22 protein-coding genes are annotated in these 24,001 nt (G+C 73.8%); 15 read left to right on the top strand and 7 right to left on the bottom strand.

What is annotated here, in order from left to right:
• Window position 1: 1 nt before the first annotated feature.
• On the top strand, window positions 2-559 hold the full coding sequence (locus ABEB07_RS34920; protein ID WP_345672056.1) for a helix-turn-helix domain-containing protein: 558 nt from the start codon (window positions 2-4) through the stop codon (window positions 557-559).
• Between the two features lie 81 nt (window positions 560-640).
• Here ABEB07_RS34920 and ABEB07_RS34915 read toward each other — a convergent pair whose 3' ends face one another.
• Window positions 641-1,939: a condensation domain-containing protein gene (locus ABEB07_RS34915; RefSeq protein ID WP_345672055.1), complete on the bottom strand. Its 1,299-nt coding sequence runs from the start codon at window positions 1,937-1,939 to the stop codon at window positions 641-643.
• Window positions 1,940-2,166: 227 nt separating this feature from the next.
• Here ABEB07_RS34915 and ABEB07_RS34910 point away from each other — a divergent pair, with 227 nt between their 5' ends.
• The 11 genes from ABEB07_RS34910 (at window position 2,167) to ABEB07_RS34860 (ending at window position 12,719) form a co-directional block, all read left to right on the top strand.
• Complete coding sequence (locus tag ABEB07_RS34910) at window positions 2,167-3,195, top strand: NAD-dependent epimerase/dehydratase family protein (protein WP_345672053.1); 1,029 nt, start codon at window positions 2,167-2,169, stop codon at window positions 3,193-3,195.
• A 14-nt stretch (window positions 3,196-3,209) separates the two neighbouring features.
• Window positions 3,210-4,385: a DegT/DnrJ/EryC1/StrS family aminotransferase gene (locus ABEB07_RS34905; protein ID WP_345672051.1), complete on the top strand. Its 1,176-nt coding sequence runs from the start codon at window positions 3,210-3,212 to the stop codon at window positions 4,383-4,385.
• Between the two features lie 21 nt (window positions 4,386-4,406).
• Entirely contained in the window at window positions 4,407-4,904 is a 498-nt protein-coding gene (locus ABEB07_RS34900) for an NUDIX hydrolase (RefSeq protein ID WP_345672050.1), read from the top strand.
• The gene (locus ABEB07_RS34895) at window positions 4,898-5,713 is read left to right on the top strand and encodes an inositol monophosphatase family protein (protein ID WP_345672048.1); all 816 of its coding nucleotides are present in this window, start codon (window positions 4,898-4,900) and stop codon (window positions 5,711-5,713) included. The genes ABEB07_RS34900 and ABEB07_RS34895 overlap by 7 nt, the downstream gene beginning before the upstream one ends.
• Window positions 5,714-5,774: 61 nt before the next feature.
• Complete coding sequence (locus ABEB07_RS34890; RefSeq protein WP_345672047.1) at window positions 5,775-7,172, top strand: MFS transporter; 1,398 nt, start codon at window positions 5,775-5,777, stop codon at window positions 7,170-7,172.
• The gene (locus tag ABEB07_RS34885) at window positions 7,169-8,203 is read left to right on the top strand and encodes an alpha-hydroxy acid oxidase (protein WP_345672045.1); all 1,035 of its coding nucleotides are present in this window, start codon (window positions 7,169-7,171) and stop codon (window positions 8,201-8,203) included. The genes ABEB07_RS34890 and ABEB07_RS34885 overlap by 4 nt, the downstream gene beginning before the upstream one ends.
• A gap of 153 nt (window positions 8,204-8,356) precedes the next feature.
• A complete protein-coding gene (locus ABEB07_RS34880; RefSeq protein WP_345672043.1) occupies window positions 8,357-8,605 on the top strand; it encodes a hypothetical protein in 249 nt (82 codons plus the stop codon).
• Window positions 8,606-9,053: 448 nt separating this feature from the next.
• Window positions 9,054-9,827 (top strand): thioesterase II family protein, encoded by a 774-nt coding sequence (locus ABEB07_RS34875; RefSeq protein WP_345672042.1) that lies wholly within the window; start codon window positions 9,054-9,056, stop codon window positions 9,825-9,827.
• 98 nt (window positions 9,828-9,925) lie between these two features.
• Entirely contained in the window at window positions 9,926-10,783 is an 858-nt protein-coding gene (locus tag ABEB07_RS34870; RefSeq protein ID WP_345672041.1) for a shikimate dehydrogenase family protein, read from the top strand.
• A 200-nt stretch (window positions 10,784-10,983) separates the two neighbouring features.
• Window positions 10,984-11,922, top strand: a complete 939-nt coding sequence (locus tag ABEB07_RS34865; protein ID WP_176151076.1) for a MerR family transcriptional regulator — start codon at window positions 10,984-10,986, stop codon at window positions 11,920-11,922.
• A gap of 158 nt (window positions 11,923-12,080) precedes the next feature.
• The gene (locus tag ABEB07_RS34860; RefSeq protein ID WP_345672039.1) at window positions 12,081-12,719 is read left to right on the top strand and encodes a class I SAM-dependent methyltransferase; all 639 of its coding nucleotides are present in this window, start codon (window positions 12,081-12,083) and stop codon (window positions 12,717-12,719) included.
• 8 nt (window positions 12,720-12,727) lie between these two features.
• On the opposite strand, the gene ABEB07_RS34855 is transcribed toward ABEB07_RS34860, so the two are convergent.
• Window positions 12,728-13,759, bottom strand: a complete 1,032-nt coding sequence (locus ABEB07_RS34855; RefSeq protein WP_345672038.1) for an aminotransferase class I/II-fold pyridoxal phosphate-dependent enzyme — start codon at window positions 13,757-13,759, stop codon at window positions 12,728-12,730.
• Window positions 13,756-14,154 (bottom strand): hypothetical protein, encoded by a 399-nt coding sequence (locus ABEB07_RS34850; protein WP_345672037.1) that lies wholly within the window; start codon window positions 14,152-14,154, stop codon window positions 13,756-13,758. Before ABEB07_RS34850 ends, ABEB07_RS34855 begins: the two co-directional genes overlap by 4 nt.
• 56 nt (window positions 14,155-14,210) lie before the next feature.
• Here ABEB07_RS34850 and ABEB07_RS34845 point away from each other — a divergent pair, with 56 nt between their 5' ends.
• The 3 genes from ABEB07_RS34845 to ABEB07_RS34835 are packed head-to-tail and all read left to right on the top strand — an operon-like array spanning window position 14,211 to window position 16,188.
• Window positions 14,211-14,411, top strand: a complete 201-nt coding sequence (locus tag ABEB07_RS34845; protein ID WP_345672036.1) for a (2Fe-2S)-binding protein — start codon at window positions 14,211-14,213, stop codon at window positions 14,409-14,411.
• Window positions 14,411-14,932: a hypothetical protein gene (locus ABEB07_RS34840; protein ID WP_345672034.1), complete on the top strand. Its 522-nt coding sequence runs from the start codon at window positions 14,411-14,413 to the stop codon at window positions 14,930-14,932. Before ABEB07_RS34845 ends, ABEB07_RS34840 begins: the two co-directional genes overlap by 1 nt.
• Complete coding sequence (locus ABEB07_RS34835) at window positions 14,929-16,188, top strand: MFS transporter (RefSeq protein WP_345672033.1); 1,260 nt, start codon at window positions 14,929-14,931, stop codon at window positions 16,186-16,188. Before ABEB07_RS34840 ends, ABEB07_RS34835 begins: the two co-directional genes overlap by 4 nt.
• A 117-nt stretch (window positions 16,189-16,305) precedes the next feature.
• Here ABEB07_RS34835 and ABEB07_RS34830 read toward each other — a convergent pair whose 3' ends face one another.
• The 4 genes from ABEB07_RS34830 to ABEB07_RS34815 all read right to left on the bottom strand — a co-directional run bounded on the left by ABEB07_RS34830 (window position 16,306) and on the right by ABEB07_RS34815 (window position 23,975).
• Entirely contained in the window at window positions 16,306-18,429 is a 2,124-nt protein-coding gene (locus tag ABEB07_RS34830) for an SWIM zinc finger family protein (protein ID WP_345672147.1), read from the bottom strand.
• A gap of 623 nt (window positions 18,430-19,052) precedes the next feature.
• Window positions 19,053-22,040, bottom strand: coding sequence for a DEAD/DEAH box helicase (locus ABEB07_RS34825; protein ID WP_345672032.1), 2,988 nt, complete (start codon window positions 22,038-22,040; stop codon window positions 19,053-19,055).
• Between the two features lie 202 nt (window positions 22,041-22,242).
• Entirely contained in the window at window positions 22,243-22,830 is a 588-nt protein-coding gene (locus ABEB07_RS34820) for a sugar kinase (protein WP_176151069.1), read from the bottom strand.
• Window positions 22,827-23,975 carry an ROK family glucokinase gene (locus ABEB07_RS34815; RefSeq protein ID WP_176151068.1) on the bottom strand — a complete coding sequence of 383 codons (1,149 nt, stop codon included), beginning with the start codon at window positions 23,973-23,975 and terminating at the stop codon, window positions 22,827-22,829. The genes ABEB07_RS34820 and ABEB07_RS34815 overlap by 4 nt, the downstream gene beginning before the upstream one ends.
• Window positions 23,976-24,001: the final 26 nt, after the last annotated feature.

Raw genomic sequence — 24,001 nt, 5'->3', positions numbered from 1 at the left:
CGTGCCGATCCCATCCGCCGGCGTTCTGGGGAAATCAGCACCGCCGCGCCCGGACGCCTCGGAACCCGATTCCTACACCTTAGCCGTACTGGCCGGAGAGATGTCTCCGGAACAAGTGCGGGACGTCGTCCTCGGAAACGCCGGGGACGACGTGCGCGTCGTGGCGGTGTCCAGCGTCGCGACGGTCCGTGTCGATGGAATGAGCAATGTGCTGTCGGCCGTGCTGGCGGCCGCCGCGAAAGAAGTTTTCAGGGAAAGCGCGGAAGGAGCCGAGAAATCCGAACACCCACAGGAAAGAAAAAGAGCACGCGGTGACGACGAAAAGAGGGATCCGGAAACGGAGCAGGAGAAGGCGCCGCTGTCTGCCCGGGAGCGGGAGACGTTGCTGCTGGTCGCCGACGGACTGACGCGCAACCAGACCGCGCGCCGCATCGGCATCAGCCCGCACACCGTGGACACCTACCTCAAACGCATAAGGGCAAAGCTGGGACTGGGAAACAAGGCCGAACTCGCCCGGGTCGCGGAGCACTACCGTACCGACGGCGACGACCGCCGCTGAGCCCAGGACCTCGTGCCGATTGGATGGACGATGCGCGCGAGGCCCTCCGGGGCCTCGCGCGAACGTGCTCCGGGGCCGCCCTCAGCCCATCAGTTTGGCCACCGGCTGATGCCCCTCGCCCGCCGCCCGGCGTAGCAGGGCCACGACCGAGTCGGCGATCTCTCCCGCCGAGCCCGCCGCGGAGCGGGCACCGCCGAAGAAGCTACGCACCAGCGTCTGCTGCGGGTCGAAGTCGAAGCGGACCGTCGTGCACGTCATCGGCCGCCCCGGCATGAACGCGCCGAGCTCCGAGGTCCGCGCGACCATGGCGTCGGGCCGGCCGGAGCCCGGCAGTTCACCCGTGCCGCGGCTGACATGCAACTGCACATAGCCGACCCCGTCGTCCTCCAGCGCCGTCCGGTAGGCGGGCACCGCCTCAGCCAGCTCGGGCACCGAAAGGTGCGAGTGGCGGACGGCACGCAGCGAGGCCCGGTACATGGCGCGCGCGTGGTCGACCAGGCTGCGGTCCTCGTCGACGTGGCAGACCAGCGGCCGCTCGTTGATGAAGTAGCCGACGACCTCGTCCACCTGCTGGCGCCGCCGGGTGGAGACGGGCGTCTGGACGACGAAGTCGCGCTGGCCCGTGCGCTGCCACAGCACGAGGGCGAGCAACGTGGCGACGGTGGTGAACTCGGACACACCGAGTTCGGCGCTCAGTCGCCTGACCGTGCCGTCGAGCTCGCCGCCGTCGTGGACGTGGTCGCGCTGGGTCAGCACCGCGGGTCCCGCCGCACCGCGCAGCGCGGGGTCACGCAGGGGCGACACACCGTCAAGCGCGGCTTGCCAGGCGGCGGTCTCCCGCCGCGCGCTCCGTCCGCCGTCCGCCGCGCGACGTCGGCACCAGTCGGCGTAATCGCCCGGCTCAGGCAGACCGGGACGGTACTGGCCGCTCTCGATCAGAGCGCCCAGCTGGCGAGCGGCGACGACCGAGGAGCGGGCGTCGGACACCAAGTGGTCCATGGCGACGACGAGGACGGCCGGGCCGCCGGGGCCGCGGACGAGTTCGAAGACCGCCCGCAGCGGCACATCGACCGGGTGCAGATCCGCCAGGTGGAGCGCGGCCAGGCGCTCTCGCACGGTGCGCGCGACGTCCGCGCTCTCCACCACCACCGGTTCGGGCAGGTCGGCCCCCGTCCGCTGGGCCGTGGGCGGAGTGCCTTCCAGGGCCGTGAGCAGAGCGGACTGGTGCGCGCAGAACCGGGACACGGCCCGCGAGAAGCGCGCCTCGTCGATGTCCGCGGGAAGCGGGAGAGTGAATGTCATGTTGTGCGCCACCCCCGGCCCCAGGAGTTTCTGGGTGTAGAGCATGCTGTATTGCTCGGCTAGGAGTGGAAACAACATTCTACCTATTCCTTCCGGTATCCGGTGCACGACTCTGACGTTTCCACCGTATTCCGCATGCACCTTCCGTGCACGTCCCTGGAAAAAGGGTCACAGTGCCCTGGCATCAGATATCGGAAGCCGGGGACAAGGTTGTGGCACTGACATGAGCCGGGCGTACCGCAGTCGATGCAGATTCCTGCCGTGCCGGGAATGAGGGCGGTACACCCCAGCAGAGGAGACTCATCGTGACTTCCATACTGATCACCGGCGGGCAGGGCTATGTCGGATCGACGCTGGTGCGTCAGCTGGCCGCCCGCGGAGCGCGCGTCACCGTCGTCGACAACGGACTGGTACCGGGCGCCAGGATCTGCGACCCCCTGGTCACTCACGTGGCGGGCGACATCCGGGAACCGGGGGAGTGGCAGGCGGCCCTGCGCGGCGTGGACGCCGTCATCCACCTGGCCGCAGTGGTGGGCGACCCGGCGTGCGGCCTGGACACCGACCTGGCCTGGCAGACCAACTACCTGGGTACGGTGCGGGTGGCGGAGGCGTGCCAGAAGGCGGGCGTCACCAGCCTCGTGTTCGCCTCGACCTGCAGCAACTACGGGGCCACCGAGGACGACGAGGAGGTCGACGTCTGGTCGCCGCTGAACCCCCAGTCGGTCTACGCCCAGTCGAAGATCATGGCGGAGCACTACCTGCTGTCGCTGGGCGGGAGCGCGCTCACCGCGCACATCCTTCGCTTTGCCACCGTCCACGGGCTGTCGGACCGTATGCGGTTCGACCTCGCGGTGAACGTCATGACCGCCCACGCGGTCACCCGCAAGGAGGTCGCCGTCCACGGGGGCCGGCAGTGGCGGCCCTTCCTGCACGTCCAGGACGCGGCCAGGGCACTGCAGTCCGCCCTCGGCAACACCTCCCCGACCCTCTACAACTGCGGCTCGGGAGAGGAGAACTACCAGATGGCGCAGATCGGAGAGATCATCGCGCGGGAGGTCCCGGGCACCCGGGTCGTCGTCCAGGAAGAGGCCTCGGACCCGCGCAACTACCGGGTGAACTTCGAGCGCATCCTGAGGGCACGCCGCTTCCAGCGACGCCTCGGCGTGATCGACTCGGTGCGCGAGATCCGGCACGCCATGACCCAGGGCCGCTACCTGGACTTCGCGGACCCCAAGTACAGCAACTACCTCACGGCCAAGGACAAGCTCACCACCCCTGCCGCCACCGCGCCGACCGCCGTCGCCCGCGTGTTCTCCCACACCACGTCCGTCTGAGAGGAACGCCGATGATGTCCGTCAGCACACACACCGCGACACCCGTGGCGCCGAAGACCGGCACACCCGAGGCCATCCCACTGGTGCGGCCCACCGTCGAACCCGACAGCACCCTGCTCAGCAGGATGGACGACGTGCTGAGGTCGGGGATGCTGACCAACGGGGCCTGGGTCAAGCGCTTCGAAGAGGCAGCGGCCGCGTACCTGGGGGTTCGCAACGTCGTGGCGGTCAGCAACTGCACGGCCGGCCTGATGCTCGTCCTGCGCTCCGTCGGCCGGGCGCGGGAGGTCGTCCTGCCGAGTTTCACCTTCATGGCGACCGGTCACGTCGCCCACTGGAACGCGCAGAACGTCCTCTTCGCCGACAGCGACCCGCACACCTGGACCATCGACCCGGCTGACTGCGCCGGGCGGACATCGACCGCGGACGCCGTCGTCGGCATGCACACCTTCGGGACGCCCTGCGACGTCAACGCGCTGGAACGCTCGGCCGGCGCCCGGCAGGTCCCCGTGATACTGGACGCGGCGCACGGTTTCGGCAGCCGCTACCCCGACGGGGCCATGGTCGGCACGAAGGGACTCGCGGAGGTCTTCAGCCTGAGCCCCACCAAACCGCTGTCCGCGGGCGAGGGCGGACTCGTCACCACCGACGACGACAACCTGGCGCAGGAACTGCGCATCGGCCGCGACTACGGCAACCCCGGGGACTACGACGCCCGCTTCGCCGGGCTGAACGCGCGCATGCCCGAGCTGTCCGCCCTGGTGGGGCTCTCCGCGCTGGAGCGGTTCCCGCACTGGCTGGAGCGCAGGATGTCGCTGGTCCAGCGCTACCGGGACAACCTCGCCGACCTGCCCGGACTGACCTTCCAGCAGGTCCCTGAGGGCGCCCGCAGCTCCTACAAGGACCTGGGCGTCCAGGTCGATCCCGATACGTTCGGCTTGGACCGCACGGCGCTGGCCCGTCTCCTGTCCGCCGAAGGCATCAGCAGCCGTTCCTACTTCGACCCGCCGTTGCACAGGCAGACCGCGTACCGCGGCGACTTCGCCCCGCCCGCCCTGCCGGTGACGGACCGACTGGCCGCCCGGATGATCACCCTTCCGCTCTACTCACACATGCCGGAAGACGACGTCGACCGCGTTTGTGACGCCGTACGGCGGGCACACGTCGATGGCTCTCCGCACGCAGTCTGACCACCGCCGAAAGGACGACGGATGAACGACTACGTGGCCGAACTGCGCGCCTTACTGGGCCAACGCCCCGTCATCTTCCCGGGATCGTCGGTGGTGGTGACCGACGACCGAGGCAGAGTGCTGCTCCTCGCACGCGCCGACACCGGCGGATGGGGACTGCCCGGCGGGCTCATGGACCCCGGCGAGTCCTTCGAGGACACCGCCCGCAGAGAGGTACTGGAGGAGACAGGGCTCGTCATCGGCGAACTCACCCTGCTCGGCCTGTTCTCCGGACCGGAGTTCTACTATCGCTACCCGAACGGCGACGAGGTCTACAACGTCACGGCGGCCTACTCCGCCCCCCTGCCGGCCGGCGCCACCGTGAACCCCGACCAGGTGGAGAACACCGCCGCTGCCTTCTTCGAGGTCGACGACCTGCCCCCCGACGTCATCACACCCGAACGCCCCATCCTCGACCAGTACCGGCGCGCCCTGTTCGGGCCGCAGCCGCTCGTGCCCCGAACGGCGGGTGGGTGGTGACCGACTACCTGTCCTGGCTCGACGCGGTGCTGGACGAGGCCGACGCACTCGCCGGCCTCCACCGCGGCGCCGACGGGACGGTAGAGGTGAAGGCCGAGGACCGCAACCAGATCACCACCGCCGCCGACCACGCCATCGGCCGGTCGATCATCGCGGCCATCCACCGGGACTTCCCGGCTGACTCGGTCATCGAGGAGGAGAGCGGAGTGCGGACCGGTTCCGGACCGGTCACCTGGATCATCGATCCCCTGGACGGTACGAGCAACTACGCGGCGGGCAGCCCCCTTTACGGCGCCATGCTCGCGGCGGTGGACGAACAAGGCCTGCTGGCCGCGGGCATCTCCCTGCCGGCCCTCGGGCGACGCTACCTGGCCCAGCGCGGCAGGGGAGCCTTCCGCGACGGAGCCGCCCACCGCACACCCTTCTGTGCCGGACTCGAGGACCGCCTAGTGGCGTACGGCATGGACAAGGCCGGCGTCGACCGGATGGCCGAAGACGCCCGGCTCATGACCGCCGTCGCCGACGCCTGCCTCGGGACCCGCGGGAGCAACAGCGTCTTCGACGCTGCCATGGTCATCGACGGCGCCTACGCCGGCTACCTGCACCGCAACTGCCGTATCTGGGACGTCGCCGCACCGGCGTGCGTGCTCATGGAGAGCGGGGGCGTCCACGGCGACCTGAGCGGGCGACCACTGGACTTCCGTGATCCGCTGGCCAAGGTGGACCGGGTCTACGAGGTGATCCTCGCGGCCGACGGAGCACGCGAGCCGCTCGCCTCGCTGAGCCGGAGGATGGGGCTGAGCGGCTGAACGACCGAGACCACGCAAGTACCGGACAAGTCCTTGAGCGGAAAGCGGCGGGTCATCCTCGATGTCGACAACCCATGGGCGTCCCCTTCGCCGACCCGGCACGGCGGTAGGACTCGCCGCCGTCCTGCTCGGCCTGACGTACGGCTACGACGGCACGGCGATGGCCGGCGCCCAGATCCTGGTCACTGATCGCTTCCACCTCTCGCCCCTCGAACAGGGCACCCTGTACGCCGGTCCCGTCGTAGGACTCATGGCGGGAACGATCCTCGCAGGACGGCTGTCCAACCTCGCAGGCCGGCGTGGCGCACTCGTCATCGCCTCGGTCGTTTGCTCTCTCACCACCGTCGTCTCCGCCTTGTCCGTGAACCCCCCGATGCTGGTGGGCACCCGCGCCGTACTCGGCATGACCATGGGCGTGCTCATCGTCATCGCTCCCGTGTTCATCGCCGAGTCCGTCCGCACGACGATCCGCGGCCGCACCGCCGTCCTCTATCAGTGCGCCACGGCGGGCGGATGCGCCGCGACCTACTTCATCAGCTATCTGCTGGCCGGCGGAGGCCACTGGCGCACCATGCTGGTGGTCCCCGCCCTCTGCGCAGCCGCAGCCACCCTCGCCCTGCTGCGGCTGCCGGAGACACCGAGCTGGCACCTCATGGCGGGCCGGGCCGACCGTGCCGCCGAGGCCGCCCGACTGCTCGGGACACCCGCGCCGGCCGCCGCCCCCGAGGATCCCCCAGCCGCCGCACAGGCCAAGGGCCGGTTCCTGGAGCTGTTCACCCCGAAGTACCGGCGGCTGACCCTCTTCGTCATCGCTCTCGGCTTCCTCGTCCAGATCACCGGCATCAGCGCCATCGGCTACTTCAGTCCCCGGATCTTCCAGCGCATGGGCTACACGGGCGACTTCAGCCTCCTCATGCTGCCCGGCCTCATCCAGCTGATCTCCGCCGTCGCCGCGCTGGTGTGCGCCGTGGCGATCGACCGGGTGAGCCGACGCGCCGCGCTGCTCACCGGCACAAGCCTGATGACGGCGGGTCACCTGTTGCTCGTCGGCGTCTTCGCCGCGTTCCTTCCTCCGGCGGCCGGGCTGCTCGGACTCGCTGTCTTCGCCATCGGCTTCAACGCAGGCTTCGGGGCACTGATCTGGGTGTTCGCCGCCGAGGGATTCCCCGACCGGCTACGCGGCCCCGGTGCGTCGGCCATGCTGCTCGCCAACCTCAGCGCCAACCTGCTCATCGCCCAGTTCTTCCTCAGCACACTCTCCGCCCTGGGCGGCACCGCCACCTTCTGCCTGCTGCTGGCCGTCAACGTCGTCGCCTGGTTCTACGTGTACCTCCAGGTGCCCGACACGGGCGGCAGGACGCTCGGCGAGGTGCAGGCGTACTGGGAGGCGGGCCGCCGGTGGAGCGCCTCACCCGTCGTTCCGGCTCCGCAGAGGGCCCCGGACGGTGACCGGTCATGACACCGCGGATCGAGGCCGGAACCGACCTCGCCGAACAGGCGCGCCAGGTGCTGGACTCGACGTCGTACGCCTACTACTCCGCCGGGTCCGGCGAGAACCTCAGCCTGCGGGAGGCCGCGGAGGCATGGCGGAAATGGCGGATCCTGCCACGAGTCCTGCGCGACGTCTCCGCGGTCGACACCCGCAGGACCCTGCTCGGCACCGACCTGTCCGCACCGGTCGTCGCCGCCCCCACCGCCTTCCACCACCTCGCATCGCCCCAGGGCGAGATCGCCACCGCCCGAGGCGTCGCGGCGGCCGGCTCCCTCTTGGTGCTGTCCGCACGCTCCAGCCGCGCGCCCGAAGCGGTGGCCGCGGCGGGCGGACCGTGGTGGGCCCAGATCTACTGTCTGCGTGACCCGGCTCTCACGCGGACATACGTCGAACGCGTCACGGCCGCCGGGGCACGGGCCCTGGTCCTGACCGTCGACGCGCCCTACGTCACGCCCCGGGGCGCCGAGCTGGGCCCGCTGCCGTTCGACGCCGACGACACCGCCGCCCGTCTGTCAGACCCCGCCACCCGGACCCGCGCCCTCGAACAGGACCCCGCACTGACTCCGCACGCCATCGCCTGGCTGCGGGAACTGTCGGATCTCCCCGTTCTCGTCAAAGGCGTTCTGCGGCCCGACGACGCCCTTGCCTGCGTGACGGCCGGCGCCGCGGGGATCATCGTCTCGGCCCACGGCGGCCGCCAGCTCGACCGCGTCCTGCCGACGAGCCGCGCACTGCCGCCGGTGGTCCGCGCGGTGGCCGGCCGGGTGCCCGTCCTGGTGGACGGCGGAGTCTGCACCGGCCTCGACGTCTTGGTGGCGCTGGCCCTGGGAGCCGATGCCGTACTGGTCGGACGCCCCGTTCTATGGGCACTGGCCCTGGCCGGAGAGGCCGGCGTCGAGACCCTGCTCCACTCCTACCGCGAGCAACTGTCCCGCGCCATGGCGCTGGCCGGTTGCGCCACCGCGGCCCACCTGACCTCCGACCTCGTCAGTGCCTGAACCCTCCCCCGGCCCCGGACCGCCTAACGAATTGGTGCGCGACAGCGGGTGAGGCGCCGGGGCTGGCAGGCGGCAGAGATGGCTGTACTACGTGCGCTGCCACTCGCAGGGAATCGGATCACCGGAGCACGTGGCCGCTCCGTCCGTGGGCCCATGAAGCCGGTTGCCCCATGGTCGGTTCATGTGCACCTGCGGGTTGAAGAACAGGAACTCGACTCCTTCCTCAAGGACGCCTGGCAGATTCCCATCGCAGTCGGCCCCCCCGACGCCCTCCTCGATGCGCTCGACCTATACACCCGCGCCCTGCTGACAACCGGCATCGAGTTCGACCGTGACGATCTCCTGTTGGCCCTGTTTCAGATCCCCCAACAACTCGCGCCGCCATGGGGGTCCGTCGGCTAGCGGGTGTGATCGCCCATCAGGCACCCGAGAGAGTCACAGACATATAGAGGGACCGAGGATCAGGACCGGGGCGTCTTCTGGTCCGTCGAAGCGGTATTGCAGGGTGTTCGGTGGTGTCTCGCTCACCCGTCAGACCCTCTCATCCCGCGCGGGATCCCACACGGCCGGTCCCGGCCCGGGAGCTCGCGCCGCCCGCCCCGACGGTCCCGGCACCGCCGCGGCCCCGGACCGGGGAGGTGATCCCCGGAGCGTGCTGTGACGAGTTCGTGAAGATCCGCGGCGTCCGGCTTCCCGTACCGCTTCTTGACCGACTTCACCTTCGTGGGCCCGGCCGTCCGCGCGAGGATGTACGCGGTGCCGCCGGGGGATCGGTCCTCCGCCGTCCCGCCGCGCGCACGTCCGCCGACGGGCGGGCGGCCGCCACGTGACCGCCGAAAGAAGGAGCAGCATGGCTCAGCCCGCCGGCCCCCTCGACTCTCCCTGGACGCGCCGCTACGCCTCGGCGCCCGACGCCTCCGTCCGCCTGGTGTGCCTGCCCCACGCGGGCGGCTCGGCGCCCTTCTACAACGAGCTGGCCAAGGCGCTGAGCCCGGACGTCGAGGTCGTCGCCGTGCAGTACCCGGGCCGTCTGGAGCGCTGGCGCGACCCGCTGATGGAGAACCTGGCGGAGCTGGCCGACGTCCTCACCGGGGAGCTGCTGCCGCTGACCGAGGGCGACTTCGCGCTGTTCGGGCACAGCCTGGGCACGACGGTGGCCTTCGAGGTGGCCCGCCGCCTCCAGGCACGGGGCCGCACACCGGTGCACCTGTTCGCCTCGGGACGCGGCGCGCCTTCCAGGCACCGGCGGGAGTTCGCCACCCGCCCGGACGACCGGACGCTGCTCCAGCTGATGCGCGGACTGGGCGGGACCGACCCACGCGTCCTGGAGGACGAGGAGCTGATGCGGCTCGCCCTGCCGGTGCTGCGCGCGGACTACACCCTCCTGGACTCCTACCGCTACGTGCCGGGACCGCCGCTGGACTGCCCGGTGACCGCGCTGAACGGCAAGGAGGACCACAAGGTGACGCCGGCCGACGCGGAGGCGTGGCGCGAGCACACCACCGGCTCCTTCGACTCCCTCGTGTTCCCGGGCGGTCACTTCTACCTGGTGGACCAGCGCGCGGAGGTGACCGGCACGATCACCGCCCGGCTGGCCGACTCCCGCGACCGGCACGGTCACTGACCTGACGTACCGTCAAGCGTTGGCGTTCCTGTACCTGTTCGGGCGACTCGGCTACGATCCACGGTCCAGGAGGGCCATGTCCAGTGCGGGGAGACGGAGTGACGGTTCAGTCGTCGGCGCCGATGCCGGTCATCGGAGGATCGACCCGGCTCTACGCCGTCCTCGGCCACCCCGTCTCCCAGGTGCGGGCCCCCGGGATGATGAACCGGCTCTTCGCCGAACTCGCATCGGACGCGGTGCTGTTCCCGGTGCTGGTCGCGCCGGGTGACCTCGGTGAGGTGGTCCGCGGGTTGCAGCGGATCGGCAACCTCGACGGTCTGCTCGTCACCATTCCGCACAAGGTGGACGTGTGCCGCTACGCGGACGCGGTGAGCGAGGCGGCCACCCTGGCGGGCAGCGCCAACGCGCTGCGCCGCGAGCCCGACGGGAGCTGGACCGCCGAGAACTTCGACGGCGCCGGCTTCGTCCGGGGGCTGCGCGCCGCGGGCATCGACCCCGCGGGCCGGCGGGTCGCGCTCGTCGGGGCCGGGGGCGCGGGCAGCGCGGTGGCCGCCGCACTGCTCACCGAGGGCGTCGCGCACCTGGAGCTGTGCGACCGCGACGAGGCCCGACTGGCCGAAGTGGCGCACCGGTTGGCGCCGCGCTTCCCGGGCCGGGTGTCGTGGAGCACGGCGCCCCGGCTGGAGGCCGCGGACCTCGCGGTCAACGCCACGCCCCTCGGGCTGCGCCCGGCCGACCCGCTCCCCTTCGACGTGGCACGGCTCGCGCCCGGGGCCGTCGTGGCGGACATCGTCATGCGTCCGAAGGAGACGGCACTGCTGCGGGCGGCCGCCGAGAGGGGCCACCCCGTGCATCCCGGCTCCCCCATGCTCACCAGCCAACTCGACCTCTACAGAACCTTCTTCCGGCTCGGCGACGCCCGGCTCCCGGACGCGCGGGGCCACGCCTTCGACTGACGGCGCCCCCGTGGCCCAGGCGCGTGTTCGCGCCGCCCGGCCGCTGGGAGCGTCCACGTTCCGCCCCCGCCCCCAGCCACTCAACGCCTCCAAGCTCACCGACGGCCCCGTACCGCTCACCCGGGCAGACCGGACGGCCCGTCGCCGGCGCGGCCGTCCGGGCTTGAGTCTCCACCAAGGGGAGGTGCGAGGGTGTGCGCATGGACGGCGAAACGCTCTACTCGATCGGCGACCTGGCCCGGCGCACCGGGCTGACGGTCAAGACCATCCGCTTCTACTCCGATCGCGGGATCGTGGCGCCGACCGACCGCAACCCGGCCGGGTACCGCCTCTACAACCTCGCCGCCGTCGCGCGCCTCGACCTCGTACAGACCCTCCGCGACCTGGGCCTGGACCTCTCGACCATTCGGAAGGTGCTGGACCGCGAGCTGTCGCTGCCCGAGGTCGCCGCGGCGCACGCCGACGCGCTGGCGGTCCAGATTCGCACCCTGCGCCTGCGGCGCGCCGTACTGACGGCGGTGGCCGAGCGCGGGTCCAGCCCCGAGGAGATGGATCTCATGCACAAGCTCGCCAAGCTCTCCGAGGAAGAACGCCGCCGTCTGATCGGCGACTTCCTCGGCGCCACCTTCGGCGGGGTGCCCAACGCCCCGGCCTTCGCGGCGATCGGACGCTCGATGACTCCCGAACTGCCCGACGATCCCCGGGCGGAGCAGGTGGCGGCGTGGGTGGAGCTGGCCGAGCTCTCCCAGGACTCCGATTTCCGCGCCCACCTGCGGCGCATGGCCGAGGAGGAGTCGGCCGAGCAGGCCCGCGGCGGTGCCGGCGGGCCGGGCCGCGACCTGGTCGCGACCGCCCGCGTCCACGTCGCCCCGGCCCTCGCGGCCGGCGTCGCCCCGACCGCGCCCGAGGCCGACCGGATCGTCGCGGAACTGAGCGCCCACTACGCGCACGTCGTCGGCGCCCCCGACGACGCCGGGCTGCGTCGTCGGCTCCTCGCCCGGCTGGAGAGCGCGAACGACCCCCGCCGGGAGCGGTACCTGCGACTCCTCGCGGTGATCAACGACTGGCCGGCCCCGGAAAGCCTCACCCCCGTCCTGGACTGGACCCTCCAGGCACTGCGGGCCCGCACCCCGCGCTGACCGGACCGGGCGCTGACCGGACCGGGCGGCGTCCCGGGCGCGGCTCGCGCCGACGGGTCCGGGCCGCGGGCAGGCCGGCGGACGGGGGTCGAACGTCGTTGCCGGTGAGGGGAGTTGGCGGTGGCGCGGCTGCCCGGTGGGCCGGGTAGATTCAGCGGGTGTTTGACTACCTCTCGCGGACTCTCGCCGCCTACGAGCACGGCCTCACCAAGTACGAGACCGCCACCCGCGGCATGATTCCCGACCGGGAGCTCGACGAGTTCACCGCGATGCTGCCGAGGCCGGCCGGGCCGGTCCTGGACGCCGGGTGCGCGTTCGGCCGCGACACGGCCCTGCTGGCCGAACGGGGGGTCGCGGTCACCGGCGTCGACCTCAGCGACTCCTTCGTCGCCCGGGCCAGGGAACTGCACCCGGGGATCGCGTTCCGGCGCATGGACGTGTGCGCGCTGGACTTCCCCGACGGCGGCTTCGCCGGTGTCTGGAGCCAGGCGACGCTGCTGCACCTCAAGGACGAGCACGTGCGGAGGGCTCTGACGGAGTTCCACCGCGTGCTCCAGCCCGGCGGAGCGCTCTTCGTCAGCTTCAAGGAGGGCGAGGGCGAGGAGGAGATCGTCGAGGCGTTCAGCGCGGACGCCGCACGGTTCTTCCGCTACCAGACGGCCGACCGGGTGGCCCGCCTGCTGACCGACGTCGGCTTCGCCGGCTGCGACGTCCGCACCGTCAACGAGCGCGAACGCTACGGCGCGGGCCACCGCGACCTCGACTGGCTGACGGCGTACGCCCACAAGGCGCGCTGACCGCCGCCTCAGGACCCCCCGTGCGCGGGGCGGGCGGGAGAGCCGCCGGCAGGCCGCAGCTCTCCGTCCGCCTCGGCCGCCAGCCGGGCCACCCGTTCGGCGGCCTGCGCGGCCTCGTGCGCGTCCACGCCGGAGAACGCCAGCCGGACCGAGCCCTCGCGGGCGTCGAAGGCCGAGCCCGGACCCACCTTCAGCCCGTGCTCGGCGAAGAGCGCCGTCACCCGCTCCTCCGACGCGCCCCGCCAGTGCAGCGTCAGCGACATGCCCGCGCCGGCGAACCGCCAGCCGAGCAGGTCGCCGAGCCGGCCGGTGAAGACCCGGCGCGCCTCCAGGGTGGGTTCCACGCAGGCGGCGCGCAGGGCGGCGAGCGTGGGCGCGTCCAGGAAGCCGGCCCAGGCGCGCTGCCACGCCGTGGCCGGTCCGCAGGCGCTCAGCGACGGCGGCGGCCGCTCCCCCTCGGGCAGGACTGCCCAGCCGAGGCGGCTGCCGCCGCCGCACAGCTTGGCCAGCGAGGTGACCGACCAGCAGCCGGCCGGCGGGTCCTCGGGCGGGGCGAACCAGCGGTAGACCTGGTTCACCACCACCTGGTGCCCCGCGGCGGCCAGCGCCGACAGCGCCGCCCGGTCCGCGCCGTCCAGCGAACGGCCGTCCGGGTTGCGTGCGGGACTGGTCACCCAGACCGTGACCGGCTCCCCCGCGCCGCGCGCCGCGCCGGGCAGCTCCTCCCAGGTCAGCGCGCGCACCGCGGCCGCCCCGGACAGCACCTTCGCGATGTCCGCGAAACCCGGCCGCTCCACCAGGGCGGTGCGGGTACGCCCCGCCCAGGCACCGGCGAACTGCCGCACCCCGGCGGTGACCACCGTGCGTCCGGGCGGGGCCGAGAACAGTTCCGCCAGCCGCTCCAGCAGGGCCGGGTCGCCCTGGGGCGGCGGCGTGCCCCAGCACCCCGGCCGGTCCAGCGCCCGGGCCTGGGCGACGGCGAACCGGCGGACCAGGCCGTCCGGCCAGGGGCGGGGCGGACCGGACAGGTCCAGCGTCATGCGCGCGGCGCCGCGACCGAGGCGGCGCCGCGGATGAGCTCCTCGGGCAGCGCGTAGTCGACGGTGACCAGGAAGGTCTCCCCCTCGATCCGGACGTACTGCCCCGACGGGGTGTCGACGCGCTGGATGCCGGGGTCCGCCGTCAGCGACCGAGGGCGCGCGGACACGGGCGCGGACGCACCGGACCGGTCCGGCAGGAGACCCTCGGCGATGTCGACCGGCACCAGCCGGACGCACGTCCACGGGTTCAGCCCGAACGGGGCCGCGCTCTCGGCGCCGGCGTCCGGCACGGCGCTCAGCGACAGCCGGTCGCGGTAGTAGCCGTAGGCGTCGTACGCCTCGCGCAGCGCGGGGAGGAGTCCGCCGCGCCGCCATCCCGCCCCGAAGGCGTGCACCGTCGTGCCCAGGCAGCGGCGGTTCCAGTCCGGCTCCAGCGGACGTCTGCCACTCCGTGTCCGAGGCCGAGATCGTCGCGGTGATCCGCGGCGGGGCGTGCTCGGCCGAGGACATCGGTGAGCGCTGCCGGGCGGGCACCGGGTGCGGCCACTGCGTGGAGGACCTCCACGAACTCATCGAGGACTTCGGGCCCGGGGCCGGCGGCGCCGCCGGCGGCGACTCGACGGCGCAAGAGCAAGGAAGCAGGGACAGTTGATGGTCACGACCCCGGCGGACCTCTCCGCGATCATGATCAAGCTGCCGCCGACGGACCATGTGCGAGTGGCCGAGTTCGCCCACGGCGGCCCCGATCTCGACGAGGACCGGCTCGGCGGCGTGTGGACGCACTACGAGAGCGTCACCGGCCGGCGTCCGCTCATCACCCTGCACCAGGCGCGGCTGGGCGAGACGACGTTCGGGGACGAGGACCTCAACGGCGTGTGGTGCGGCCGCCCGCCGCTGTTCGCCGCGGCCGAGGACGCGCACGGCGCCCTGGGCGTCTTCCACCGGGCGCTGATGGGCCACGGCCTGCTGTACGTGGACCCGGCCCACCCGCACTGGCGGGTCCTGGGCGCCCCGGACGACGTCCTCGACGCCCTCGGCGCGACCGGGTTCTCCTTCGTGCGCGTGCGCCCCGAGCCGGACCACCCCGGTGTGCTGGCCGTGAAGAAACTGCGCTGCTGCGAGGACGGCAGTCCGCTCTACGACCGTCAAGCCGTACTCAGGAGCACCCCATGACGCAGCCGCCGCCCGCCGCCCGCCGTGACGGCCCGGTGTTCTGGCGACTGGCTTCCGCCCACGGCGTCAGCGCCTTCGGCACGGCCGTCACCACCGTGGCGATGCCCCTGGTGGCCGTGCTCGAACTGAAGGCCGACACCTTCGAGACGAGTCTGGTCAGCGCCGCGGCCATGTGCGCGTGGCTGCTGTTCGGCCTGCCGGCCGGAGTGCTGGTGCACCGCCTGCCGCTGCGTCCCGTGCTGGTCGCCGCCGACCTGATCAGGGCGCTGACCCTGCTCTCCATCCCGGTCGCGGTGTTCCTGGACGCGCTCTCGCTGGGACAGCTGGTCGTCGCGGCCTTCGTGCTCAGCGTGGCCAGCGTGGTCTTCGACGTCGGCTACTCGACGTACCTGCCGGCGGTGGTCAGCAAGGACCGGCTCGCGGCCGGCAACAGCATCCTCCAGGGCAGCGAGTCCGTCTCCCAGGTGGCGGGTCCCGGCCTGGGCGGCAGCCTGGTGCAGGCGTTCGGCGCCGCCTACAGCCTGATCGCCGACGTCGTCAGCTACGTCGTCTCGGCGGCCCTCCTGCTCACCGTGCCCGCCCCGCACAAGGAACGCGCCGACCAGACCAAGCGGAACGTCTTCGGCGAGATGTGGGAGGGCATCGAGTTCGTCCGCCGGCATCCGGTGATCCGCCCGTTCGTGCTGGTCGGCACCGGATTCAACTTCGCCACCGCCGCGTTCGAGGCGATCACCGCGGTCTTCCTGATCCGCACGGTGCACGCCAGCTCGCTGACCGTGGGCCTGCTGATCGCCTGCATGGGACTGGGCGGCGTCGTCGGCGCGGCGGTCACCACGCCCCTCATCAAGTGGCTGGGCACCACCCGGGCCGCACTGGTCCCCCTGATCCTCAGCCCGGTCAGCGCCCTGCTGATGCCGCTGGCCGGCCGCGGCTTCGGCGCGGTCCTCTTCGGTCTCGGCAGCTTCGGGTGGGGCGCCTGCACGGTCACCTTCGCCATCATCGCGCGCACCTACCGTCAGACGGCCGTCGCGCCCGAACTCCTCCCCCGGGTGATGGCCACGGTGCGGTTCGTCTCCTGGGGCGTCTTCCCGATCGGCGCCCTGCTGGCGGGCGTGCTCGGCCAGACGTTCGACAACCGGACCGCGCTGCTGGTCTTCGCCCTGTGCACCCTGCTCATACCGGTTCCGGTGCTGTGCTCCCCGATACGCCGGAGCCGCGACCTCCTCGACGTCGAAACGGACCTGGCGCGCGTCTGAGGCGTCGGCGCCCGGCCCGCGCCCGGCCCCGCCCTCGGCCCCACACCCGGCCCGCGCCCGGTCAACGGCTCAGCCGGTCACCCTCTGGCCCGATGACCCGATGAGCCGATGCCCCGGTCAGAGGGCCGCGGTCGCGGTCAGGGCGGTCAGGGCGCCGACCGGGTCCAGGTCGGGGGCGCCGCGCGGCCACCAGTCCTCGCGGCCGGGCTCGGACTCGTAGGCGTACCACAGGCCCTCCCGGCCCAGCCGCAGCTGGAGGCGGCCGCCGGGGTGGGTGAGCCGGTTGCGGTGCGGCCGGAACGCGGGCAGGTCGGCGGCGAGGAGCAGCGGACGGGCCCGGTCGAACCGGCCGGCCGGCGGGTCCCACGGCTCCTCCAGGACGGCCAGTCCGGCCGCCCCGCCCTGCCGCCACGCGGCCACGGCGCGCGCCAGTTCGTTCGCCGTGCGTCCGGTGGCCGCGGCGAGCGAGGCGTACAGGGCACGGGTCGCGGCGGTCAGCCCGGAGCCGGGACGGGCGGCGGCGAGGCGCACCGCGTCCTGCCACAGCGTCAGCCCGCCCACCGGGTCGCGGCCGGTGGTGAGCAGGGCTTGGGCGCGGGCGGCCGCGTCGGTCGCCAGCTGGTCGAGCGCGAACGGGTCCGGGCCGCCCGGCGCCGCCGGGTACACCGGCGGCTGCTCGGGGTGCGGCGGGGGCGGCAGGGGCGCGGGCAGCGGCGGCAGGGCGCGGGGCGTCAGGGCCTCGCCGGCCCGCACCCCCGGCAGGGCCTCCGGCCGCCGGTCCCGCGCCGCGCGGGCCACGCGGGCGGCGCTCAGCCGGGACAGGGCGTCCAGCAGTTCCCGCTCGCCCCGGCCGCGGAGCAGCAGCAGGACGAACGGGTCGGCGTCCAGCAGACGCGCGGTCTGATAGCAGAGGGCCGCCGCGTGCTTGCAGGGGTGCCCCCGGTCGGGGCAGCTGCAGTGCGGCTCCAGGTCGCCGGGGCCGGGCAGCAGCGGGACGCCGCAGTCGGCGAGCGTCTGGGGCATCTCCTTGTCGAGGAGCGCGGCGATGTGCCCGGGGCGGTCGGCGGCCGCGTCCAGGAAGCGGGTCCAGTCCGCGTCGTCCAGCGTCCGCACCCGCACCTGGACCCGGTACGGGCGCGGGCGGCTGCCCTGGACGTACGCCAGGACCAGGCCGGGCGTCACGGTGATGGCGTCCACGTGGCCACGCTCCGCGTAACGCCGCCCGCGGGCCAGCCGCGCCGCGTCCAGCGCGCCTTCCTCCAGCGCGGTGAGCCACGCGCCGCCCCACCAGGTCTCCGCGAAACCGGACCCGCCGGTGGACCGGGCGGCGAACGCCGGAAAGGTACGCCGCAGTGCGCCGTCCCGGCGGGGCGCGGCCATGGTCCTGGGGACCTGGGGTGATTGGGAGGGCTGGGGGGTGGGGTGCGCGTCGGGGGCGGGGTGCGCGTCGGGGACAGGGTGCGCGTCGGGGGTGGGGTGCGCGTCGGGGACAGGGTGCGCGTCGGGGGTGGGATGTGCGTCGGGGACAGGGTCCGCTTGGAGAGTAGGGCGCGCGTCGGTGACGGGGCCCGCCTGAGCGGCGGGATGCGCCTCGGTGACGGGATGCGCCTCGGTGACGGGGTCGTCGGCGGCGGAATGCGCTTCGGCGGCGGGAGGTGCGTCGAGGGCAGGGTGCGCGTCGGTGGCGGTGGGGGTGCCCGCTACGGGGGCGGCGGCGGGCGCGGGGGCCGCGCCGACCGTGTCGGCCGTGCCGGATGCGTCGGCCGTGCCGGATGCGTCGGCTGGCGTGGCGGGGCGGGGAACGTCACCGGGGGGCGGGTCAGCGGGGTGCCTGCGGGCGGTGGACGGCGTGCCGTCGTCTCCGGGGTACGTGTGTGCCTCGGGGGACGAACTCGCCTCGTACTCCGGTCCGTTGCCCCTTCCCCGCGCGACCGTCCCGCTCGACGCGGGTGTCCCGCTCGACGTGGGCGGTTCGCGGAGTGCGCCCGCGAGGACTTCGCCGACGGTGCCCGGGCGGCGGCCGACGGCGGTCTCCGGCGCGGCACTTCGGGGGCGGCCCACGCGAGGTGCGGTGCGGCGGGAGCGGGCGGTGCCACCGTCAGCCGCCGTTGGGGGACGCTCCTCGGTCCGCGCCCCGCTGCGGGCGCGGGCCGCGCGCAGGGCCTCGCGGGCCACGTCGGCGGGGCGGGCGCCCCGGCCGGGTGTCCGGGGGGCGGCCGCCGGTTCGGCGGGGTCCGGCACGGCCGACTCGGTCGGCCGGTCCGGCTCGTCCGGCACCGCAGTGGTCGCGGCTTCACCGTCATTGCCCGCACCTTCACCGCGACGGGCGGAGACCACCACGTCCGACGCCGCAGCGGTCGCGGCCGCGTCGTCACTGCTCGCACCTTCAGCACGACGGGCGGAGACCACCACGTCCGGCTCCGCCGCTGTGGCAGCCGCGTCGTCACTGCCCGCACCGTCGCCACGGCGGGCGGAGATCGCCTTGCGCAGGGCCTCGCGGGCGGCGTCGCCGGGGCGGGACTCTCGGCCTGCGGCGGCGCCCCGCCCCGGGCCGTGCTCCCCCGTCGCACCGCCCGGCGGCTGCTGCCCGCGCGCGACCCGCAGCGCCGCACGCGCCGCGCGGCCGGGCCGCGTCGCCCGGGCGGCCGGCACGTCGGCGGGTACCCGCGCCGCCGCGTCCCTCGCGTCCTCCGCGTCCCGCACCGGCTCCGGCCGGTCACCGGCAGCCGGCTCCGGCGCGTCCTCGGCACTCGACGTCAGCGGTCCCTGGGCGTCCCCTCGCCGCGGTCCGGAGCCGTACGCGACGGCCCCGTCGGGCAGCGGCTCACCGTGGGTCTCCGGCTCGTGCCGCTCCGGCGTCCCCATCAGGCTCCCCTCCGCAGCGAGACCAGGTCGGACAGCTCGCGGTCGGTCAGTTCGGTGAGGGCCGACTCGCCGCCGCCGAGGATCGCGTCGGCCAGGGCCCGCTTCGCGGCGAGCATCTCGGCGATGCGGTCCTCCACGGTGCCCTCGGTGATGAGGCGGTGCACCTGCACGGGCTGGGTCTGTCCGATGCGGTAGGCGCGGTCGGTGGCCTGCTCCTCGACCGCCGGGTTCCACCAGCGGTCGAAGTGGACGACGTGGCCCGCGCGGGTGAGGTTGAGGCCGGTGCCCGCCGCCTTCAGGGACAGCACCAGGACGGGTGTCTCCCCGGCCTGGAAACGGTCCACCATGCGCTCGCGCTCGGGGACCGGCGTCCCGCCGTGCAGGAGGTCGACCGGGACCGCGCGGTCGGCGAGGTGGGCGGTGATCAGGCGGGCCATGCCGACGTACTGGGTGAAGACCAGGGCGGAGCCGTCCTCGGCGAGCAGGGTGTCGAGGAGTTCGTCCAGCAGGGCGAGTTTGCCCGAGCGGCGCGCCTGGTCGCCGCCGCCCGCCCGGCCGTCCTTCAGATAGAGCGCCGGGTGGTCGCAGATCTGCTTGAGCGAGGTCAGCAGCTTGAGGACGAGGCCGCGCCGGGCCATCCCTCCGGCGTTCTCGATGGCGTGCATCGACTCGCGCACCACCGCCTCGTACAGCGCGGCCTGTTCGCGGGTGAGCGGGACCGGGTGGTCGGTCTCGGTCTTGGGCGGCAGCTCGGGGACGATGCCGGGGTCGGACTTGCGGCGGCGCAGCAGGAACGGGCGCACCAGGCGGGCCAGCCGCTCCACGGCGTCACGGTCCTCGCCGTTCTCCACGGCGCGCGCGTGCCGGGCGCGGAAGGACTTGAGGGGGCCGAGGAGTCCGGGGGTGGTCCAGTCGAGGAGCGCCCACAGCTCGGAGAGGTTGTTCTCCACGGGCGTGCCGGTGAGGGCCACGCGCGCGGGGGACGGGATCGTGCGCAGCGCCTTCGCGGTCGCCGAGTACGGGTTCTTCACGTGCTGCGCCTCGTCAGCGACGACCATCCCCCAGCGCCGTTCGGCCAGGATCTGCGCGGCCGAGCGCATGGTGCCGTAGGTGGTGAGGACGAAGCCGCCGGTCAGGCCGTCGAGGGTGCGGTCGGGGCCGTGGAAGCGGCGGACGGGGACGCCGGGCGCGAACCGGGTGATCTCGCGCTGCCAGTTGCCCAGCAGGGAGGCGGGGCAGACGACCAGGGTGGGGTCGTCGTGCGCCCGCTTCAGGTGCAGGGCGATGAGGGTGACGGTCTTGCCGAGGCCCATGTCGTCGGCGAGGCAGCCGCCGAGGCCGAGGGAGGTCATGAGGTCGAGCCAGCCCAGGCCACGCAGCTGGTAGTCGCGCAGGGTGGCGGCCAGGCCCGGCGGCGGCTGGGCGGGCCGCACCCCGGCCGTGATCCGGTCCCGGAGCGCGGCCAGCGCCCCGGCCGGCACCGCCTCGACGGTCTCGCCGTCGACCTCCGCGGTGCCGCTGAGGACGACGGAGAGCGCGTCGACGGGGTCGAGCAGTCCCAGGTCGCGTCTGCGGGCCTTGCGGACGAGGGCGGGGTCGACCAGCACCCAGCTGTCCCGCAGCCGTACGACCGGGCGGTGGGCCTCGGCGAGGGCGTCCATCTCGGCGTCACTGAGCGGATCGCCGCCGAGCGCGAGCTGCCAGCGGAACTGGAGCAGGTCCTCGCTCTCGAAGAAGCCGGTGCCGTCGGTCGCGGAGCCCGGCGCGGGCCGTACGACCGCGGTGGCGGTCAGGTCGTGGGCCAGGTCGCGGGGCCAGTGCACGGCGACGCCCGCCGCTGCGAGACGGGTCGCGGCCACTCCGAGCAGTTCGCTGACCTCGTCCTCGGCCAGGGCGAGGACGTCGGGCGTCTCCTGTTCGGTGAGCCGGTCGAGCGGCGGCCACACGCGGGCCGCGCGGCGAACGGCCAGGGCGGCGTCCACGCGCGCGCGGGGGCCGAACGCGGTGTCGGCCTCGCCCGCCCACAGGGCGGCCGCGTCGGCGACGAGGGTGGGGTCGGCGAGGCTGTGCACCTGGACGACGGCCGCGCCCGCCCGGCGCCGGGTGCCGCCCGCCCCGTCCGACCCGTGCTCGGCGTCCTCGGCGTCCTCGGCGTCGAACAGCTCGTACGCCGACAGGTCGAGGCGCAGCGAGATCCGTACGCCCGCGTCCATGCCGGCGGCGACCTCGGCCGCCCAGTCGTGGGCGTGCGGCAGGTGCTGGGGGCGGCGGTCCGCGAAGGGTCTCCCGGCGGTGTGGGGCGCGGCCGGGGTGCGGGGCAGGGTGTCGGCGACGGCGTCGAGGAAGGCGCGCAGCAGCGCCTCGGGTTCGGGCAGCCTGAGGGGGCCCGGTCCGGACAGCGGGACGGCGTGGCCCTCGTAGGGCATCGCGGCGGCGATGGCGCGCAGGTGGGCGATGTCGTCCGGGTCGAGGGGGCCGGCCCGCCAGGCGTCGTGCCCGGTGGCGGTCAGGCCGGGGAGCAGCCGGCCGCGGGCGGTCAGGCGCAGCGCGTGCAGGGCGGCGGCGCCCCAGCAGGCGGTGGCGGGATGGGCGGCCGGGTCGCGGCGGGCGCGCACGAGGTGGGGCAGGGCCTCGCCGACCGGCAGGGTGAGGGCCGGGGCGGTCCTGCGGCGTGCTCCCGTGCCGTGCCGGCGCACGACGGTGAGCCGGGTGCGCACCGGCCGGTCGCCGTCCGCGTCGTCCTCGGGAGCGTCGGTCGCGGCCGGGGCGTCGTCCCGCGCCGGGTGCGGCCGGTCGTCCGGGTCCCAGAAGGCGACGCGGCTGTCGCGCGGCAGCGGCGCGGGCAGGAAGACGGCGGCGAGCCGCACGGACACCTCGTCCGCCACGCCGCTCACCCCCGCGCCGGTGGCCGCCGCGCCCGCACCGGCGGCCGTCGCCGCGCCCACGGGCACCGCCGCCGTCGTCTCCGCCACCGCTGTCTCGCTCATCCGTCCTGTCACCTCCTGCCGTCGCCCGCTCGCCGGTCGAGTCAGTCCGTCTTCGACTCTACGGGCGGGGTCTGACAATCGGCTCCGGCGGCGGCCCGCGGCCGGGCGTACGGCCGGTGCGACGCGGGCCGGCGGGCCGGCTGGGTCTGCGGGCTGAACCGGCTGACCGGCTGACCGGCTGACCGGCTGACCGGCTGACCGGTTAGGGAACCGTGCGGGAGACGACGTAGACCATCGGCAGGACCGGGTTGGAGAGGTTGACCACCACGTCCTGGCTGGGGGCGGGGTTCTTCTGGCTGTGGCTGAGGCCCCACCAGGGGCCGGCGCCCCGGAAGTTCCAGCCGCTGACCTGGCGGTCGCGCTCGCCGATGGTGACGGCGCCCTTCTTGAGGTCGCCGCGCTTGACGCCCATGGCGTCCAGGAAGGTGTCGAGACCGGCCTGCGTGGTGCGGAACTGGACGTAGAGACGGCTGGTGCGCCAGTTGTTCGTCTCGTAGGAGGCGAGCCGGTCGGCGGGGTGCGGCACCGGCACCTCGTAGAGGCGGCGCTGCACCTTGGCCGGGTAGGTGGGGGTGAGTCCGGTCGCCGCCCACTTGGCGGCCTTGTCCCGGCCGCTGCTGCGGCTCTGGTGGGCGCACCACAGCAGATAGCCGGCGGGCACGCCGATCAGCAGTCCGATGATGATCAGGGTGATGGTCCGGCGCCGGTTGCGCTGCCTGCGGGTCTCCACGCGGCGGGGCGCGGGCGACGGGTGCGGGGGCGCCGCCTGCCGCGGCAGCGACATCGTCACAGCGACTCCTGGGCGGCGCGCCGCGCCTGCGAGTACCGCTCGTAGCGCTCCTGGCGCTCCACCCGGCGGCGCTTGGCGCGCCGGAAACGGCGGGCGACCAGCCGGGCCAGGTCGGCGGCGCCGACCATGCCGGCCTCGGGGCCGAGCTGGGCGCGGACGATGCGGGCCTCGGGGCGGTAGCCGCGGCCGGTGAGGTGGCGCCGGAAGGCGTCGCGCGCGGGGCCGATCAGGAGGTCGTCGGCGGCCGAGACGCCGCCGCCGATGACGAAGCAGGACGGGTCGAGGGCGGCGGCGAGGTTGGCGATGCCGACGCCGAGCCACTGTCCGATGTCCTGGAGCAGTTCGACGCACATGGCGTCGCCCTCGCGGGCCAGCTCGGTGATCATCGGGCCGGTGATGTCGGCGACGCTGCCCTTGACGTGCTCGATGATGCCGTAGGCGACCGGCGAGTCGGCCGCGGCCAGCTCGCGGGCCTCGCGGACCAGCGCGTTGCCGGAGCTGTACTGCTCCCAGCAGCCGCGGTTGCCGCACGGGCAGCGGTGGCCGCCGGGCACCACCTGCATGTGGCCGAACTCGCCGGCGACGCCGAACTTGCCGCGCTTGACCTGGCCGTCCTCCAGGATCGCGCCGCCGATGCCGGTGCCCAGGGTGATCATGACCAGGTGGTCCTCGCCGCGGCCGGCGCCGAAGCGCCACTCGGCCCAGGCGGCGGAGTTGGCGTCGTTGTCGACCAGGACCGGCACCGAGAGCCGCTCGGAGAGGCGGTCGCGCAGCGGTTCGTTGCGCCAGGACAGGTGGGGCGCGAACAGGACGCGGTTGCGGTCGGCGTCGACCCAGCCGGCCGCGCCGATGCCGACCGCGTGCACGTCGTGCCGGTCGGACAGGTCCAGGACGAGTTCGACGATGGTGTCCTCGACGACCTTGGGGCTCTTGGACTTGTCCGGGGTCTCGGTGCGCAGTCGCTCCAGGATGTTGCCGTCGGCGTCGACGACGCCCGCCATCACCTTGGTGCCGCCGATGTCGATGCCGACCGTGGGCACGCGGGGCGCCGTGAGGTGGGAACGGCGCTCCCGGGTGCCCACGGTGCGCAGGACCGTGGCTCTGCGGGAGCCGATGGGGGCGGTGAGGTCGCGGTAGGTGCTCATCGTGGGTCGATTCTGCCTCACCGGCG

The organism is Streptomyces similanensis (assembly GCF_039543625.1).
Lineage (GTDB): Bacteria > Actinomycetota > Actinomycetes > Streptomycetales > Streptomycetaceae > Streptomyces > Streptomyces similanensis.
Note: the sequence above shows the minus strand (reverse complement) of the source record. Positions and strands in the feature narration are given on the sequence as shown.

Bases quoted from the DNA above. Each gene is read 5' to 3' on its own strand.
- ABEB07_RS34835 (WP_345672033.1), top strand. From the start codon at position 14,929: ATGACGCAGCCGCCGCCCGCCGCCCGCCGTGACGGCCCGGTGTTCTGG.
- ABEB07_RS34885 (WP_345672045.1), top strand. From the start codon at position 7,169: ATGACACCGCGGATCGAGGCCGGAACCGACCTCGCCGAACAGGCGCGC.
- ABEB07_RS34865 (WP_176151076.1), top strand. From the start codon at position 10,984: ATGGACGGCGAAACGCTCTACTCGATCGGCGACCTGGCCCGGCGCACC.
- ABEB07_RS34840 (WP_345672034.1), top strand. From the start codon at position 14,411: ATGGTCACGACCCCGGCGGACCTCTCCGCGATCATGATCAAGCTGCCG.
- ABEB07_RS34915 (WP_345672055.1), bottom strand. From the start codon at position 1,939: ATGTTGTTTCCACTCCTAGCCGAGCAATACAGCATGCTCTACACCCAG.
- ABEB07_RS34815 (WP_176151068.1), bottom strand. From the start codon at position 23,975: ATGAGCACCTACCGCGACCTCACCGCCCCCATCGGCTCCCGCAGAGCC.
- ABEB07_RS34900 (WP_345672050.1), top strand. From the start codon at position 4,407: ATGAACGACTACGTGGCCGAACTGCGCGCCTTACTGGGCCAACGCCCC.
- ABEB07_RS34875 (WP_345672042.1), top strand. From the start codon at position 9,054: ATGGCTCAGCCCGCCGGCCCCCTCGACTCTCCCTGGACGCGCCGCTAC.
- ABEB07_RS34880 (WP_345672043.1), top strand. From the start codon at position 8,357: ATGAAGCCGGTTGCCCCATGGTCGGTTCATGTGCACCTGCGGGTTGAA.
- ABEB07_RS34905 (WP_345672051.1), top strand. From the start codon at position 3,210: ATGTCCGTCAGCACACACACCGCGACACCCGTGGCGCCGAAGACCGGC.
- ABEB07_RS34825 (WP_345672032.1), bottom strand. From the start codon at position 22,040: ATGAGCGAGACAGCGGTGGCGGAGACGACGGCGGCGGTGCCCGTGGGC.
- ABEB07_RS34855 (WP_345672038.1), bottom strand. From the start codon at position 13,759: ATGACGCTGGACCTGTCCGGTCCGCCCCGCCCCTGGCCGGACGGCCTG.
- ABEB07_RS34890 (WP_345672047.1), top strand. From the start codon at position 5,775: ATGTCGACAACCCATGGGCGTCCCCTTCGCCGACCCGGCACGGCGGTA.